This window comes from Streptomyces sp. BB1-1-1 (assembly GCF_031597775.1).
In the GTDB taxonomy this organism is placed as follows: domain Bacteria; phylum Actinomycetota; class Actinomycetes; order Streptomycetales; family Streptomycetaceae; genus Streptomyces; species Streptomyces thinghirensis.
The window spans coordinates 5,461,666-5,476,981 of record NZ_CP134203.1 but is presented as its reverse complement, the minus strand read 5'-3'; the positions used below and the strand labels follow the sequence as shown (position 1 = coordinate 5,476,981).

The window sequence follows — 15,316 nt, the reverse complement described above, 5'->3', positions numbered from 1 at the left end:
CCCATTCCCCGCGCCCCCAGCGGAGCGCTACGCGTTCTTCAGTTCCTGCCGCTGCCGCCCCAGCCCCTCGACCTCCAGCTCGACCACGTCACCGGCCCGCAGATACGGCTTCGGCTCGGGCTGCCCCATCGCCACCCCCGCCGGCGTCCCGGTGTTGATGACGTCACCGGGGCGCAGCACCATGAACTGGCTGACATACCGCACGACCTCCCCCACCGGGAAGATCTGGTCCGCCGTCGTCCCGTCCTGCTTCAGCTCCCCGTTGACCCACAGCCGCAGCGACAGCCGCTGCGGGTCGGGTACCTCGTCGGCGGTCACCAGCCACGGGCCCAGCGGGTTGAACGTCTCGCAGTTCTTGCCCTTGTCCCAGGTCCCGCCCCGCTCGATCTGGAACTCCCGCTCGGACACGTCGTGCGAGACGGTGTACCCGGCGACGCAGGCAAGCCCGTCCTCGGCCGACTCCAGGTAGCGGGCCGTACGCCCGATCACGACCGCCAGCTCCACCTCCCAGTCGGTCTTGACGGAGCCGCGCGGTACGAGCACGGTGTCGTCCGGCCCGACCACCGTGTCCGGCGCCTTGAAGAAGACGACGGGCTCGGCGGGCGGCTCGGCCCCGGTCTCGCGGGCGTGGTCGTGGTAGTTCAGCCCGATGCACACGATTTTGCCGATGTGCGCCACGGGCGGTCCGACGCGCAGCCCCGTGCCGTCCAGGGCGGGCAGCTCACCGGCCTCGGCGGCGGCCCGTATCCGGCCGAGCGCGGCGTCGTCGCCGAGCAGCGCTCCGTCGATGTCCGACACCACGCCCGACAGGTCTCGCAGGGTCCCGTCGGCGTCGAGCAGCGCGGGTCGCTCCGACCCCGCCGTACCGACTCGCAACAGCTTCATGATCCCCAACTCCTCGGTCTCGGGCAGCCCGCCCGATGAGGTGCGACCTGGGTGCGGCAGTAACGCGACAACCATCGGAGGACTGGTCGATCCTCCAAGGTCGGGGTCCACTCCGCAATACCCCGTTCACGTACTGGACCGTAGCCACGCGCCGGGCGGCCCGCTCATCGGTGTCAGCGGTAGAGGACGGCCCGCTCCACGGCACTCCACGTCGCACTGGTGACGACGTACAGCGCGGCGGCCAGCGGCACCACCGCCACCGTGACGAGCGTGAAGAAGGACATGAACGGCATGACCTTGGTGATCGCGCCGAGCCCCGGCACCTGCTCCCCGTCACCACCACCGCGGCCGCCACCGCCACCGCCACCACCACCGGCACCGCCCCCGCGGCCGACACCGGCCGGCAGCATCGGCTGCTCGGCCATCGTCCGCTTGGTGAGCCGGTAGCTGAAGACGGCGACCCCGGCGACGAACGCGAACAGCGCGACGTACACGAGCCCCGCGCCCCCGACCGGCCCGCCGTCACCGAGCGCGTCCGCCCACCGTCCGCCGAGCGGGGCGGCGAGGAGCTGGTGCGAGAGCAGCTCGTTGGCCCGCCCGCCGATCGTGGAGCTGGAGAACAGGTGGTAGAGGAGGAAGAACGCCGGGAGCTGGCACAGGCTGGGCAGGCACCCCGACAGCGGCGACACCTTCTCCTCGGCGTGCAGTTCGAGCACGGCCCGCTGGAGTTTCTCGGGGTTCTTGGCGTGCTTGCGGCGCAGTTCGGCGATCCTCGGCTGCAACCGGGTGCGCGCCTTCTGCCCGCGCGCGGCGGCCCGGGACATCGGGTGGACGAGGAGCCGCACGAGGGCGGTGAACAGGACGATGGCGGCGGCCGCGGCGGACGCGCCGAACAGCGGCTGGAGCAGGTCGGCGAGGTGCTCGACCAGGCTGGCGAAAACGGACATGGGTGGGTGAGCCCTCCGGGGGTCTCGTCGTGCGTGCCGGGTGAAGGTGATGGCGGCATGACGACACGACCGGCGCGGGGCCAGGTACGGAAGTAGTAGTACGTGCCCTACGCGGTGGTCGCCGGGAGGGCGTACCCGGGTGCTCGGGGCCGGCGGCGGCCGCGGGCGTCGGGATCGCGCTGGGGCAGGAAGGCGGTACGCAGGTCCCGGTCCCTGATGGCCGTACGCACCCGGGTGGGCGGCACGGCGGGCGCGCAGCGGGCGGCGATGACGGCGCAGAGGGCGAGCGCGGAACCGACCGCGGCGGTCGCGGCGAGCGCGACGGTGGCGGAGAGGCTGCCGACGTCGACGAGCGCGACGGGGAGGAGCACGAGCAGCAGCACGAGAAGGGGGCGCAGGACGGCCCGTCCTCGGGTCATCGGCCACTCCCCCTCTCGTACGCGCGTTTGCCCCAGTTATACAGGACTTGGCTTCTACGGGACCCGGCGCGGTTCTCGGCCCTGTGCTCGACCGGCAGCCGACGGCTGCTGCTCGGTCCCGATCGGCTGGAGCAGCCGCCGGGGCCCCAGCAGCGCCCGGCTGACCGGATCCGCCGGGTCCGGATCGAGTCCGGGGCCCGGCTTCATGTCGATGTCGCGGACGGCGACGACGGTTCCGCAGGCGGGGCAGGCACCGTACGGGCTGAGTTCGGTATCGCAGCCAGCGTGCCAGAAGGTACGCATCGGCTCCCCGCCGAGTTGCTCGCGCCCCCAGATTCCGAGCGCGCGCAGGGCGGGCCACAGGGCGATACCGCGGTCGGTGATGACGTACTCGTCCCGCGGTGGCGACTCCTGGTACCGGCGCTTGTCCAGGATCCCTTCGGCGGTGAGCGCCTGGAGCCGGTTCGCCAGGACGGCGCGCGGGATGCCGAGGTGGACGAGGAAGTCGTTGTAGCGCCGGACGCCGTAGAGCGCGTCGCGGATCACCAGCAGCGTCCACCGCTCGCCGACGACCTCCAGCGCGCGGGCGATCGAGCACTCCTGCGTCGCGTAGTCCTTGCCCAGTGCCATGTCGTCCACTGTAGCCACTTTCCGACAGCTGGGTTCATTCACCGAACTGGCAATGCTACGTTGGCCGCCAAAAGTGAGTTCATTGACCGAACCATCCCCTCCTGGACCGAGAGAGCGGACAGCCATGACCGACATCGGCACGGACCCCACCGCCACCGCCGGCACTCCGGCAGCCGAGGCCACCCCCGCCCCTGCCCCCGCCTCCGTACAACGGCGAGGCGGCAGCCCCGACCGGAACCCGGATCAGGACGCGGACGCGGACCGGACCTCGCCTCCGCACCCCGGCCGCACCCTCGCCCTGACCAGCGCCGCGACCGCCGTGGCCCTGATGACGTACACCGCGCCGATGGTCACGCTCCCCCAGACGGCCGCCGACCTGCACACTCCGCTGTCCGCCCAGGCCTGGCTGCTGAACGGCACCCCGCTGGGCCTGGCCGCCCTGCTCCTGGTGGCCGGCAGCCTGGCCGACGACTACGGGCGCCGCCGGATCTTCGTCTCCGGCACGCTGGCCCTCGGTGTCACCACCGTCCTGGGCGCCTTCGCGTCCACGACCTGGCTGTTCACGCTGGCCCGCATCGCGCAGGGCGCGGCGAGCGCGGCACTGCTGGCCAGCAGCCTCGGGCTGCTCGTCCACGCCTTCCCGACGCCCGGCGGCCGGCTGCGCGCGACCGGCGTGTGGGGTGCCTTCGTGAGCGGCGGGATAGCGGTGGGCCCGCTGCTCGTCGGGGCGATCCCGGACTGGCGGGTGTCGTACGGCGTTCTGGGCGCCGCCGCGCTGGTGGTGGCGGGGCTGGGCGCGCGGGCCCTGTCGGAGTCGCGCTCACCGCGGGCTGGCCGGCCGGATCTCGCCGGGGCGGTGACGTTCGGGCTGGCGCTGGTCGCGCTGGTGGCGGCGCTGACGCTGGGCCGGGACGGGTGGCTGCGGGCGCCGGTGGGTCTCCTGCTGGCGGCGGCCGTCCTCCTGGGCGTCCTGTTCGCGCTGCTGGAGCGCCGCGCGAGCACTCCCATGATCGACCTTTCGCTGCTGCGCAGCCCGCGCTTCCTGGCCTCCTCGGCGGGCGGCCTGTTCACGGGCCTCGCGGTGATCGGCCTCTTCAGCTACCTGCCGGCCATGCTCCAGCGGGCGCTCGGCCTGTCCCCCATGGACACGGCCTGGCTCTTCCTCCTCTGGTCCGGCCTCTCCTTCGCGGTGGCCCTCCAGGCCCGCCGGCTCGCCCACCGCGTCTCCCCGCGCCACCAACTGGCCGTCGGCTTCGCCCTGCACGCCGCCGGCGCCCTGGCCATGCTCGGCGCGGTCGGCGCGGGCTCCTGGCCCCGTCTCCTCCCCGGCCTGGTCCTGGCCGGTGTCGGCACCGGCCTGCTGAACGCCGCGCTGCCCCTGCTCGCGGTGGAGTCGGTACCGGCGGCCCGGGCGGCGATGGGCTCGGGCGCTCAGCAGACGTTCCGCTACATCGGCTCGTGCGCCGGGGTCGCCCTGACGATCGCGATCGCGACGTCGGCGGGTGGACCGGGCCGGGGCGCGGACGTGGCGCTGTGGGTGTCGGCGGGGCTGGGGACGGCGGCGGGAATCCTGGTGGCGCTGCTGAGGGAACGAAACTGACCCGCACGTCCCCCTCGCCCGCCCGTCTCCCCTCCCCCCCGGGGACGAGGTACCCGCGTGGCCTGGGCCGCCCCTGGCCTGCGGGTACCTCACCTTCGTCACCTCTCGGCAGTACGGTGTCCCCCATGCGCCCCGACACGCCCGCCGAAAACGTCGACCACACCGCCGAAGCGGCACGCCTGGAGCGGACCGCCGGCCTCTACCCCGAGGATGCCGAGGCCCTGCTCCTGCGCGCCGCGGCCCACCTGGAACTGTCCGGCGACCGCCCCGCCGCGACCAAGCTCTACGACCGCCTGCTGGCGCCCTCCGACACGGGCCCCTCCGGTCTGGAGAACCCGTCCCTGGTCCGTGCCCTCAAGGCCTCGAACCTGTGGGAGTACGACCACGAGGCGGAGGCCAGGGCGATCATCGACGGCGTCCGCGCGGCGTCACCGCGCGACCCGGCCCCCTGGGTGATCGTCGCCGAGGCCCTGGAGGCGCACGACGAGCTGGAGGCGGCGCACGAGACCTTCACGGAGGGCGCCCGCCTGCTCCTGACGGACGTGGCGGAACCCCCGTACTCGACCCACCCCCTCCTCTACGGCCGCCACCGCGTCCGCAGGATGCTGGGCCTGTCCCACGACGAGTGGGACGCCCTGGCCGACACCCTCCACACCATGCCGGTCTCCCTGGACGAGCTGCACGACCCGAAGCGCGTCTGGTCCCTCGGCTCGGACAACCCGGCGGACCTGGAGGCGGAGATCTCCCGCCTCCGCGCCGAACTGGGCGCCTACCGCGAGGCCCTGTCCCGCCCCTTCCCGGTGGCCATGCTCCACTGGCCGACCGACGAACTGACGGAACTGCTCGACGCGTACCCGCCCCTCGCCGCCGAGTACCCGTCCTACGACGACCACCTGGCGACCATAGAGTCCGCACTGCGCGAGCTGGCGTCGTCCGGCACCCCGAACCTGGGCGTGGTCCGGGGCACGGTCCCGTCGTACGAGGCCTTCGCGGCCTCGGAGGGCGCCTCCCCGGCCGACCCGTCCCTCCTCCCCCAGTACGCGACGACGCTGGCGGCAAGGGGTCGCGCGGTGGCGTGGCCGCCGCAGCGCGGAGCGGCGTGCTGGTGCGGCTCGGAACAGCCGTACGCACAGTGCCACGGCCTCGGAGGTCCCGCCGCAACGGACCGATGAGTTTCCGCCCCGCCGGGCGTCTACAGGTGCAAGAGCCTTACGAACTCACGAAGAGCGCAGGGCGTCGAGCCAAGTCACCCCAAGGAGACAGGACGACATGACCACCGAGCGGACAACCCCGGCGAACGGCTTCTCCTACACCCTGACCCGCACCCTGGACGCCCCCGCGGCGCGGATCTGGCAGGCCTGGACCACCCCCGACCAGTACGCCCAGTGGGCCCACGCCGCCCCCGGCTCCGTCGAACTGGACGTCCGCCCGGGCGGCGCCTGGAAGGCCACGATGGTCACCCCCGACGGCGCCGAGTTCCCCCTGACCGGCACCTACGTGGAGGTGGACGAGCCCACCCACCTGGTCCTCGGCATGGACATCCCCGGCCGCCCCACCCCCGAGACGATGACCATCGAACTCACCGACCAGGGCCCCCGCAACACCGTGATCACCCTCCACCAGACCTGCGACACGGCAGAGGCCCGCGACATGGCGGAACAGGGCAGCGGCATGCTGCTGGACGGCCTGGAGGGCTTCCTGGCGGACGGGGCGAAGGACTGAGCGGGGGCGGCCACCGTCCGCGCCTCCTGCCCTCCGCCGGGTACCGGCCACGCAGAGCGTGAACACTCACCGGGTGAGTGTTCACGCTCTGCTCGTTTGAGGCGATCCACACCACGGTCGCCTCGCCTTTCTACGGGCATGGCCGCCCGGTGTCAGTGGCTCCTGTTAGAACTGAGCCACAGTGCTTCAGGGATCGAGGGGGTCGTGGTGGGAGAAGCGGGGGGATCGGCGCAGCCGGTCGCGGGGGTCTACGAGCAGCTGATCACGAATCAGGTGCATGGCGAGCTGGAGCGACTCGAGGCCGCGGGGTGGAAGGCGGTCGACGCAGAGGTCAGCACAGAGTCCTCGCCCCATGTGTTGGCTCGGCACATCGGTGACATGGTGGCCCGTCGCCTCAACCAGCTACCGGCCGACCAGCAGGTCCCGTTCGCCAACCGCATCCTGGAGTCCCTGGCCGCCGATGTTGGCGGGCAGAGCGATACCGAACCTGTCGGCACCATCGTCGAGGGGCCTCGACAGCTGTTGGCCCTGGCAGAGCAAGAAGCTCCCGGGGCTTACGCGATTCGCCCGCTCACCCCGCTCTCCGAGACGTCGCTGCTCACCAACTCGCCGGAGGACCTCAGCCTGGGCTCTGAGTTGAGGGCCGAGTTGGCCACCGCGGACCGTATCGACCTGCTCTGCGCGTTCGTGAAGTGGTACGGAATCCGCGTACTGGAGGACTCCCTGCGCGCCGCAAAGGAGCGCGGGGTACCGATCCGGGTCATCACCACCACCTACATGGGTGCCACGGACCGTCACGCGCTCGACAGGCTCGTGCGCGACTTTGGCGCCACCGTGAAGGTCAACTACGAGATCCGCTCGACGCGGTTGCACGCCAAGGCGTGGCTCTTCCGTCGCCGTACCGGGTTCGACACGGCGTACGTCGGCAGCTCGAACCTGTCTCGTGCCGCGCTGCTCGACGGCTTGGAGTGGAACGTACGCCTGTCGTCGGTGGCCACGCCCGCGGTGCTGGACAAGTTCGAGGCGACCTTCGACGCGTACTGGAACGACACTGCCTTCGAGACGTACGACCCCGATCTCGACGGCGAGCGCCTCGACGGAGCCCTCGCACAGGCAGGTGGGACCACGTCACCCACCGATCTGAAGATCAACCTCTCCGGCCTGGAGGTACGTCCCTTTCCACACCAGCGGGACATGCTGGAACGGTTGAGCGTCGAGCGCGACATACGCGGACGGCATCGCAACCTGCTGGTCGCGGCTACTGGCACCGGGAAGACCGTCATGGCCGCCCTCGACTACCGCAACCTGTGCAAGGAGTCGACCCGCGGGCGGCCGAGGCTGCTGTTCGTGGCCCATCGCAAGGAGATCCTCAAGCAGTCATTGCGCACCTACCGGGAGGTGCTGGACGACGCCTCGTTCGGTGAGCTGCTGTATGGCGGCGCGGATCCGCGCGAGTGGAACCACGTCTTCGCCAGCGTCCAGTCGCTCAACGTGCAAAGGCTGGAGCAATTGGCTCCGGACCACTTCGACGTCATCGTCATCGACGAGTTCCACCACGCCACGGCATCCACCTACCGGCGGGTGATCGACCACTTCGCGCCCAAGGAGTTGCTGGGCCTCACCGCCACTCCAGAGCGGATGGACGGGCTCAATGTCCAGGATGAGTTCTTCGAGGGCCGCATCGCCGCCGAGATGAGGCTTTGGGAGGCCCTGGAAAACGACCTGCTGTGCCCCTTCCACTACTTCGGCATCCCAGACGGCACGGACCTGACGAACCTCAACTGGCAGAAGGGCTCCTACGCCGATCAAGAGCTCGGCAATCTCTTCACGGGCAATGACGCCCGGGCCCGCATCGTCCTCAAGCAAATCCGGGACAAGGTCTCCGATCCGGGCGCGATGCGTGCGCTCGGTTTCTGCGTCACGAAGGCGCACGCTCACTTCATGGCGGACTACTTCCGCAACGCCAACATCCGGGCCGTGGCACTCGACAGCGACTCGCCTGCGGACGTACGCGCCCGCGCCTTGTCCGACCTGCGGGAAGGCGAACTCCAGGTCATCTTCTCGGTGGACCTGTTCAACGAAGGGCTCGACATCCCGGACGTCGACACCCTCCTCCTTCTGCGGCCCACCAACAGTGCCACCGTCTTCCTCCAGCAGCTTGGGCGGGGGCTGCGGCGTACCGAGACGAAGCCGGTGCTCACGGTCCTCGACTTCATCGGCCAGCACCGGGCGGAGTTCCGCTTCGAAGAGCAGTTCCGGGCCCTCACCAACCTGTCTCGGAATCGGCTGGTCGAGCACATCGAGCGCGACTTCCCGCAGTTGCCGTCCGGCTGCCAGATCATTCTGGAGGGCAAGGCGAAGGACCTCGTCCTCGACAACATCCGGACCCAACTGGGCGCCACCGTCAAGACGCTGGTGAAGGAGGTCAAGGAGTACAGCACCCCGCGCCTCGCCGACTACCTCTGGGAAAGCCGCCGGGAGATCAAGGAGCTGTACAAGAGTGACAACTCATGGACGACCGTCCTCCGTCGAGCCGGCCTGATCACCGACACCGCCCCGCTGGGAGAGACGGCACTGCTCAAGCGGGTGCACGCCTTCCTGCACGTGGACGACCCCGAGCGCACGCAGGCATACCTACGTCTCCTGGAGGACGACGCCCCGCCGTACGAGGCTCTCGGAACGACCGACCAGGCATACGCCCGCATGCTGTTCTTCAACCTGTGGGACAACGCGGGCGGGTTCGCAAGCTTCCAGGAGGGCCTGGCGTCCCTGCGCCCGCAGCGCGCGCTGCGGGATGAACTCCGCCAGGTACTGACGTACGTCATCGACCAGGCCGATCACTTCCCGATCGCGCTGACCGGCCGCCTCAGCCAGGTCCCGCTAAAGGTCCACAGCGCGTACAACCGGTCGGAGATCCTGGCCGCGCTCGGCGTCGCACGCCTCGGCGGGCAGATGCCGCGGTCCTTCGCGCAAGGCGTGCAGTGGGTGGAGGATCTCCAGACGGATGCGCTCCTCATCACGCTCGAGAAGAACGAGAAGGACTTCTCTCCGACGGTCCGCTACAAGGACTACGCGCTGAACCCGACACTCTTCCACTGGGAGTCCCAGAACTCGACGGCGGCCAGTTCCCGCACTGGCCTGCGCTACCAGCAGCATGCGCGTCAGGGCAGCCACGTCCTGCTGTTCATGCGCCGCTACAAGAACACGGACATAGGCAAGTCCCAGCCGTGGATGCTCCTCGGCCCGGCGACCTACGTGGAGCACTCGGGCAGCAAGCCGATGGCAATCACCTGGCGCCTGAAGCACGACCTCCCGGCCGACGTGTGGACGTACTCGGCCATCCAGGCGAGCTGATCCCTGCACGTCGGCCGCGGCGCGTAGATCGTCAGGAGAGTCGGACTCTGCTCTCCGCCTCGAAGTGCGCTTGGGCCTGGTCCAGAACATCGTCTGCGTCCCGCCCCTGCACGCGGAACCAGTAGAGGAGGTCGGTGATGATGTTGATCGCCGCCTCCTCTGCCACGGCCGCACCCAACCGGCCATGACCGACCGGCTGCGGCGCCGAGCCCGAACCGCCGTACAGACTCAGCACATCTGCAGCTCGGGCCAACCGAGGAACCGGAGCGTGACGATCGGCCTTGGTGGCGCTCATCCGGAACTCACACCAGGTCACCTTGCGGTCACCGGTCAACGCGACGCCCCAGCGGTCGCTGATGGCGTCGACCAGCACCATTCCCCGTCCGTCCTCCGCACCAGGTCCCGTGCAGGCGAGGGTCGGCAGCGCGCGAGCATCGGGGTCGTGGATCTCGATGCGCAGATGAGGGCCGTTCAGCGAGGCGACGAGCGTGGACGGCGTGCCAGCCCCGACATGCCGGATGACATTGGCGACGAGTTCGCTCGCACATAGCTCGGCGGCGTCTCTCAGTTCGTGCAGCCCCCAGTACTCCAGTTGCATCCGCAGAGCCCGCCGCAAGGACGACACCTGCTCGGCGTCCGCCAGAAACGGCAGGCTCCATGGCCGCGTTGGCATCCATAGAGAGCTGTCCATGTGTTGCCCACTCCCCTTTTCCCCGGCACCTTTCGTGGCGCCCCGTAGCTTGGTCACAACTCAGAGTTGCATTGGAACTCTCAAAATGGAACTCTCACCCTGAGCGGCTGGAGGCACGACTCTCCATCGCGCGCCCCCAGCGCACGCCGTCTTGCCGTCGCCGATGACCGAGCACGACGATCTACTGGACCGACACGAAGGGCCGTGCACATGGCAGCTGGACCCACCACTCGCAGGCGCCAACTCGGCGCCGACCTGCGACGACTCAGGGAGCTCAAAGGGCTGACACTTGAGGAGGCGGGCTCACGCGTCGGCATCTCGAAGGCGACGCTCAGTCGCTACGAAACTAAGGAGGGCACGGTCAAGTGGCCGGCTGTAGACGCCCTCTGCCGCGAATACGGGGCGACGGACGAGGAGCGCCAAGCACTGGTCGAACTCGCGAAGGGCGCCAAGATTCAGGGCTGGTGGCGCTCCCTGGCAGACTCCATCCCCGAGTCCATGAACCTCATGCTCACCCTGGAAGACGAGGTCGTACGCGAGGACCACTACGCCTGCATGTACGTACCCGGGCTCCTCCAGACGCGCGCCTACGCCGAAGCCGTGCACCGGGCTTCCGAAGTGGAATGCGAGGAGCGCGAGGTGCAGCACATGGTGGACATCCGCATGAAACGCCAAGAACTGCTGGAGCGAGACGAACCACCGCACATCTGGTGCGTGATCGACGAAGCTGCAATCCGACGACAGGTCGGCGGTCGCGAGATCATGCGTGGACAACTCGCACACCTGCTGACGATGGCTCAACGCCCCCATATCACCGTCCAAGTGCTGCCGTTCGCGCGCGGCGCCCATGCAGCCGCCGTCGGGAGCTTCGCCACACTTCGCGGCCAGACTCCTGAACTGGACGTGGTGTACGTCGATCTCCTCGGCGGCGGGTTGTTCATGGAGAAGCCGGAGGAACTGGCGCGCTATAGGTTGGCGTTCCAGTACCTCAGCGCCCAGGCACTCGACTTCGAGTCCTCCGCCGAACTCATCGACAGGGTCAGCAAGGAGTGAGTCTTGATGACGGCAACTTCAGAGCACCACTGGTTCAAGTCCTCGCACAGCGGAGGCAGCGGGACCGAGTGCGTCGAATGCGCCTACGCCCCGCACCGAACACTGATACGTGACTCGAAGCGCAGCAGCGGCCCCGTTCTCTCCGTGGGAACCGAGGCCTGGCAGCATTTCGTCGACGCGGCGCGCCAGAACTCGGCGGCAGGCGACAGAGGCGGAGAGGCATGACCGTTCGACGCCATCACGCGGCTGTGCCAGAGACCGAGGAGCAGGTGATTGTGAGCGCACAGCATGCGGCGATCGACGTTCCCGCGCCGCTGCCTTTGAAGACCATCGGCGACATAAGAGGCGCTCTGCTCTCTGGGCAAGGGTTTCCCGGCGCCCAGGAGGCCTTCGAAGCCGATCTCCAGCGCGCGCTGGAGGCGTCGTCGGAGAGTGACCTCAAGGCCGTAGCCGCGGTGATCGTGGACTACCGGGGGAGGCTCCGCCTGTACCAGGATCCCGACTTCGGCGTCGCGGTCCAGGAAGGCATCGACCTCACGACACGGCTGAAGCAGGAGGCGCGAGGCGAGTGGGCGGCGGCATCTCTGCCGTAACAGCCCGCGCGACCCAACGGGCGAAGCAGCTCGGCGCTGAGCAGATCTTGGAAGGTCCATGCACGGCGGAGACGAGGCGGGCATGTGCAGAGCGGCGGCCATGTGCGCTGCCACTACCTCCAGGATGACCGGGGAGCGTACCGGACATCGACGATGACGGCTCGGCCAACAGGGGTGACATCGACGGACCGCCCGGTCGCATGCCGGGTGTCGGGACCGTCAGTCGCTCCGGGGCTTGCCGAACTCCTCAGACGTACCCACTGCGGGTGGACGGCGACGGACAGCGGTTGCCGCACTCACGGGTCCCTCAGCTCCGACCGCCCCTGGGTACTGATCAACCGGCACACTGAGCCTCTGTGGGCCCGCCCGCGCTCCCCCAAAACCGGTGACGTCCGGAAGGACTGGGCATACACAGTGACGTGAGGTGCCGCAGGCGGCGGGGGGATTGAGATGTTCGGTCGGCGGATCGGTCCGTTGGCCCTGTGGCCGTGGATCAGGCCGGGCGCGGGGCTGGTCTCCGCGGACCTGCGTGGCGCCTGGCTGTACTGGGCGCGGTTGCGCGGGGCCAACCTGCGGCTGGCCCGCATGCGAAGGGTCCACCTGTCCCGGGCGGACCTGTCGGGTGCGAAGCTGGACGGCGCCCACATGTACGAGGCAAGGCTCCGGCGCGCGAAGTTGCGGGGCGCGTCCCTCACCGGCGCGTTCCTGAAAAGCGCGGATCTCACGAACGCGCGGTTGTCGGGCGCCGACCTGACGGGCGCCGATCTCTCGGGTGCGAGGCTGGTGGGTGCGGACCTGCGGGGTGCGAACCTCTCGCGGGCGAACCTGTTCCAGGCGGACCTGACCGGAGCCGACCTCTCCCGTGCCGGCCTGCGCGGCGCGACCCTGTTCAGCACGCACATCCAGGTCGCGGACATGAGGGGCGCGGACCTGAGCGGCGCCTCCCTGGACTACCTGGGGTCGCGCATCGTGGCTCTCTTCGAGACACACGCCCGCACGGGCATCCTCATGTCGCTGCGCTGGTCGTCCAGCACACGCTGGCCGGGACGGTGGAGCGCCGAGAGGATTCGCGAGTACTCGGAAGAGACCGCGCCGGGCGAGTGGCAGGTGACGCGCAGGAGCGGCGAGCCGCCCGGTCCCCGCGGCTGACGGGGCCGGTGCGTGGGTCGGCCGCACATCGAGTACGGCGACTCGGTCATCGGCCATCGGAAGCATTGGCCCATTGACCCATCGGGCCATCGGGCCATCGGGCCATCGGGCCAACGGGCCATCGGGCCAACGGGCCATCGGGCCAGGGCACGGCGACTGACCGGCCTATCAGCGTGGCATCCGTTCCGCCAACGCCCTTTCCAGCCAAAGGGCTTCGGCTGCCATCCGGGCATTTTTCGCGTCAAACCTCCGGTGGTTCCGGCTCGTAGTCACGGGGCTGACACGACGTGTGAGCGCAAGCGGTATGGTCCCTTCCCGTACGTCGAACGCCGGTCGTGGGTGCAGGAGTTCGAGGCGGTACGGGTGCGCGGTCCTGTGCCGTTCCGAGTCCGCGTCGTCGTCGGCCCCCCTGCTCGTACCGGCCCTTGCATGTCCTTGGAGGTCCATGTCGTGCGCCTCGCCGCCCGCCGGGCCGTTCCGGCCTGCCGCGGTCCGCACGCGTCGCCGCACACATCGCCGCCCGCGGCCCCACCGCCTCCCCGGCCCCTCTGCGCCCTCGGCCCACTTCCCCACACCGACGGCTTCCGATCCGTGAGGACCTGATGACTGAACTGATAGTGACCGCCACCGCCGTGCTGGCGGTGGCCGGAGTCGGGGCCGCGTGGTACTTCCGGCGCAAAAGCGTCCAGGCCCGGCACCGGGCCGAGCTGCTGCGCGAGCACGCCGACCGGCTGACCCTGCAACTCGTCGCGGCCGAGCAGTGCGTGGGGCACCTCGCGGCCACCGTGATTCCGGCGGCGGCGAGGGAGGGGCACGGCGGTGAGGGGCCCGAGGGCGGGCGGCTGCTCGTACCGGCGCCGCTCGACGGGACGCCGCTCGCCGAGCGGCTGCGTGCCGTACCGGGCGCGGTGACCTCGGTGGTGGGGGACGTACGGACGCGGGAGCGGGCGGCCGCCGAACGGGCCGCGGCCCACGCCGCCGACCAGGTACGGCAGGACGCCGAGCGGCAGATCGCACAGGTGCGGCGCGAGTCCGTCGGCGTGGCCCGGGCCGCCGTGCGCGGCTTCGCCAACAACGTCGTGGCCCGGTCGGCGAGGCTGGGCCGGGCCGTCAGCCAGGGCGTACGGCGGCACATCTCGGACGAGGCGTACGCGACGCTGGTAGAGATCGACCACCTCGCGCAGCAGATGCTGCTCACGGCCTCGGGGTACTCCGTACTCGCCGGGGACAAGCTGTCCCGGCGCTGGCCCGCCACCCCGCTGACCGACATCGTGCGCGCGGCCATGGGCCGGATCGAGGGGTACGAGCGGATCAAGCACCCCGAGATGGGGTCCGTGGTGGTCGAGGGCCGCGCCGTGGAGGCGGTCGTGCACGCGCTCGCCGTACTGCTGGACAACGCGCTGCGTTACTCGCCGCCCGCCGCCAGTGTCCACGTCTCGCTGGAACAGGGGCACCACGCCTGCTTCCTGATCGTGGACGACGCCGGACTGCGCATGGACGACGAACGGCTGCTGTGGGCCAGCGACGTGATGTCCGGGGAGCAGCGCGACGACATCACCCGCCTGGGCGCCCACCCCCAGACCGGGCTGCGCGTGGCGTCCCTGCTGGCGGAGAACTACGGCTTCCGCGTCGAGCTGACCGCGCCGAACATCTACCAGGGAACCCGGGCCATGGTCGTCCTGCCGAAGAACCTGCTCGTCGACCCGGCGGCGGCCCAGCCGACGCCCCGGCCGGCCACCACGCCCTCCGCCGCGCCCCTCGCTCCACCGGTGACCACACCGTCCGCCACGCCCCTCGCTCCGCCGGTGGCCGCGCCATCCGCTACGCCCGACCTCGCGGCCGGCGCCGCCTCCGCGCCGACGGCCCCCGTCGCCGACCGCGTGACGACGACCCCGGCGACCACCCCGGCGACCGCTCCCGCCGCGGCTCTCGCCGCGGAGCCCCCCGTACCCGAGCCCGAGCCGGCCGCTCCTCCCTCGGCCGCCGCGACCACAGGCGCGTCCACAGCCGCCGCGGCCACACCCTCCACCACCACCGCCAGCGGTCTGACCGTCCGCCGACGCACCACCACCGCGCCCGCCGCCGCGCGGCGCCCCGCCGCCCCCGACGACACCGGGCCCGGCCGCCCCGCCGTCGCCGCGGCCTGGGCGGCCGGCACCCGCCGCGGCCGGGAGGGGGAGCCCGCACCGGCCTCCACCGGCCCCGGCCCGGGACGGACGACCGGGCCCACCGCCGACGCCACCCACGACGCCGCCGACGACGAAGGACACTGA

Annotated in this window: 14 protein-coding genes; 9 read left to right on the top strand and 5 right to left on the bottom strand. The window is 70.6% G+C overall.

The features are described 5' to 3' along the window. Positions 1 to 27 precede the first annotated feature (27 nt). From RI578_RS25125 to RI578_RS25110, 4 genes are all read right to left on the bottom strand, one after another. Positions 28 to 885, bottom strand: coding sequence for a fumarylacetoacetate hydrolase family protein (locus RI578_RS25125; RefSeq protein ID WP_310873181.1), 858 nt, complete (start codon positions 883 to 885; stop codon positions 28 to 30). A gap of 173 nt (positions 886 to 1,058) precedes the next feature. Next, a complete protein-coding gene (locus RI578_RS25120; protein ID WP_310873180.1) occupies positions 1,059 to 1,832 on the bottom strand; it encodes a membrane protein insertase YidC in 774 nt (257 codons plus the stop codon). 107 nt (positions 1,833 to 1,939) lie between these two features. Next, positions 1,940 to 2,251 (bottom strand): DUF6412 domain-containing protein, encoded by a 312-nt coding sequence (locus tag RI578_RS25115; protein WP_310873179.1) that lies wholly within the window; start codon positions 2,249 to 2,251, stop codon positions 1,940 to 1,942. A 54-nt stretch (positions 2,252 to 2,305) separates the two neighbouring features. Continuing rightward, complete coding sequence (locus RI578_RS25110; protein WP_310873178.1) at positions 2,306 to 2,881, bottom strand: helix-turn-helix domain-containing protein; 576 nt, start codon at positions 2,879 to 2,881, stop codon at positions 2,306 to 2,308. 124 nt (positions 2,882 to 3,005) lie between these two features. On the opposite strand from RI578_RS25110, the gene RI578_RS25105 reads away from it, so the two are divergent. The 4 genes from RI578_RS25105 (at position 3,006) to RI578_RS25090 (ending at position 9,557) form a co-directional block, all read left to right on the top strand. Next, positions 3,006 to 4,481 carry an MFS transporter gene (locus RI578_RS25105; RefSeq protein ID WP_310873177.1) on the top strand — a complete coding sequence of 492 codons (1,476 nt, stop codon included), beginning with the start codon at positions 3,006 to 3,008 and terminating at the stop codon, positions 4,479 to 4,481. Positions 4,482 to 4,606: 125 nt separating this feature from the next. Then, positions 4,607 to 5,653, top strand: a complete 1,047-nt coding sequence (locus RI578_RS25100) for an SEC-C domain-containing protein (protein WP_310873176.1) — start codon at positions 4,607 to 4,609, stop codon at positions 5,651 to 5,653. 97 nt (positions 5,654 to 5,750) lie between these two features. Continuing rightward, positions 5,751 to 6,203: an SRPBCC domain-containing protein gene (locus RI578_RS25095; RefSeq protein WP_310873175.1), complete on the top strand. Its 453-nt coding sequence runs from the start codon at positions 5,751 to 5,753 to the stop codon at positions 6,201 to 6,203. A gap of 207 nt (positions 6,204 to 6,410) precedes the next feature. After that, complete coding sequence (locus tag RI578_RS25090) at positions 6,411 to 9,557, top strand: DUF3427 domain-containing protein (protein WP_310873174.1); 3,147 nt, start codon at positions 6,411 to 6,413, stop codon at positions 9,555 to 9,557. Between the two features lie 31 nt (positions 9,558 to 9,588). On the opposite strand, the gene RI578_RS25085 is transcribed toward RI578_RS25090, so the two are convergent. Next, positions 9,589 to 10,248: an ATP-binding protein gene (locus tag RI578_RS25085; RefSeq protein WP_310873173.1), complete on the bottom strand. Its 660-nt coding sequence runs from the start codon at positions 10,246 to 10,248 to the stop codon at positions 9,589 to 9,591. Between the two features lie 210 nt (positions 10,249 to 10,458). Here RI578_RS25085 and RI578_RS25080 point away from each other — a divergent pair, with 210 nt between their 5' ends. The 5 genes from RI578_RS25080 (at position 10,459) to RI578_RS25060 (ending at position 15,316) form a co-directional block, all read left to right on the top strand. Continuing rightward, entirely contained in the window at positions 10,459 to 11,301 is an 843-nt protein-coding gene (locus tag RI578_RS25080) for a helix-turn-helix transcriptional regulator (RefSeq protein ID WP_310873172.1), read from the top strand. Positions 11,302 to 11,307: 6 nt separating this feature from the next. Beyond that, complete coding sequence (locus RI578_RS25075; RefSeq protein ID WP_310873171.1) at positions 11,308 to 11,526, top strand: DUF397 domain-containing protein; 219 nt, start codon at positions 11,308 to 11,310, stop codon at positions 11,524 to 11,526. After that, positions 11,523 to 11,894, top strand: a complete 372-nt coding sequence (locus tag RI578_RS25070; protein WP_310873170.1) for a hypothetical protein — start codon at positions 11,523 to 11,525, stop codon at positions 11,892 to 11,894. Before RI578_RS25075 ends, RI578_RS25070 begins: the two co-directional genes overlap by 4 nt. A 450-nt stretch (positions 11,895 to 12,344) precedes the next feature. After that, positions 12,345 to 13,043: a pentapeptide repeat-containing protein gene (locus RI578_RS25065; RefSeq protein ID WP_310873169.1), complete on the top strand. Its 699-nt coding sequence runs from the start codon at positions 12,345 to 12,347 to the stop codon at positions 13,041 to 13,043. A 602-nt stretch (positions 13,044 to 13,645) separates the two neighbouring features. Next, positions 13,646 to 15,316, top strand: a complete 1,671-nt coding sequence (locus RI578_RS25060; protein ID WP_310873168.1) for an ATP-binding protein — start codon at positions 13,646 to 13,648, stop codon at positions 15,314 to 15,316.

Bases quoted from the DNA above. Each gene is read 5' to 3' on its own strand.
- RI578_RS25125 (WP_310873181.1), bottom strand. From the start codon at position 885: ATGAAGCTGTTGCGAGTCGGTACGGCGGGGTCGGAGCGACCCGCGCTG.
- RI578_RS25120 (WP_310873180.1), bottom strand. From the start codon at position 1,832: ATGTCCGTTTTCGCCAGCCTGGTCGAGCACCTCGCCGACCTGCTCCAG.
- RI578_RS25115 (WP_310873179.1), bottom strand. From the start codon at position 2,251: ATGACCCGAGGACGGGCCGTCCTGCGCCCCCTTCTCGTGCTGCTGCTC.
- RI578_RS25110 (WP_310873178.1), bottom strand. From the start codon at position 2,881: ATGGCACTGGGCAAGGACTACGCGACGCAGGAGTGCTCGATCGCCCGC.
- RI578_RS25105 (WP_310873177.1), top strand. From the start codon at position 3,006: ATGACCGACATCGGCACGGACCCCACCGCCACCGCCGGCACTCCGGCA.
- RI578_RS25100 (WP_310873176.1), top strand. From the start codon at position 4,607: ATGCGCCCCGACACGCCCGCCGAAAACGTCGACCACACCGCCGAAGCG.
- RI578_RS25095 (WP_310873175.1), top strand. From the start codon at position 5,751: ATGACCACCGAGCGGACAACCCCGGCGAACGGCTTCTCCTACACCCTG.
- RI578_RS25085 (WP_310873173.1), bottom strand. From the start codon at position 10,248: ATGGACAGCTCTCTATGGATGCCAACGCGGCCATGGAGCCTGCCGTTT.
- RI578_RS25080 (WP_310873172.1), top strand. From the start codon at position 10,459: ATGGCAGCTGGACCCACCACTCGCAGGCGCCAACTCGGCGCCGACCTG.
- RI578_RS25075 (WP_310873171.1), top strand. From the start codon at position 11,308: ATGACGGCAACTTCAGAGCACCACTGGTTCAAGTCCTCGCACAGCGGA.
- RI578_RS25070 (WP_310873170.1), top strand. From the start codon at position 11,523: ATGACCGTTCGACGCCATCACGCGGCTGTGCCAGAGACCGAGGAGCAG.
- RI578_RS25065 (WP_310873169.1), top strand. From the start codon at position 12,345: ATGTTCGGTCGGCGGATCGGTCCGTTGGCCCTGTGGCCGTGGATCAGG.
- RI578_RS25060 (WP_310873168.1), top strand. From the start codon at position 13,646: ATGACTGAACTGATAGTGACCGCCACCGCCGTGCTGGCGGTGGCCGGA.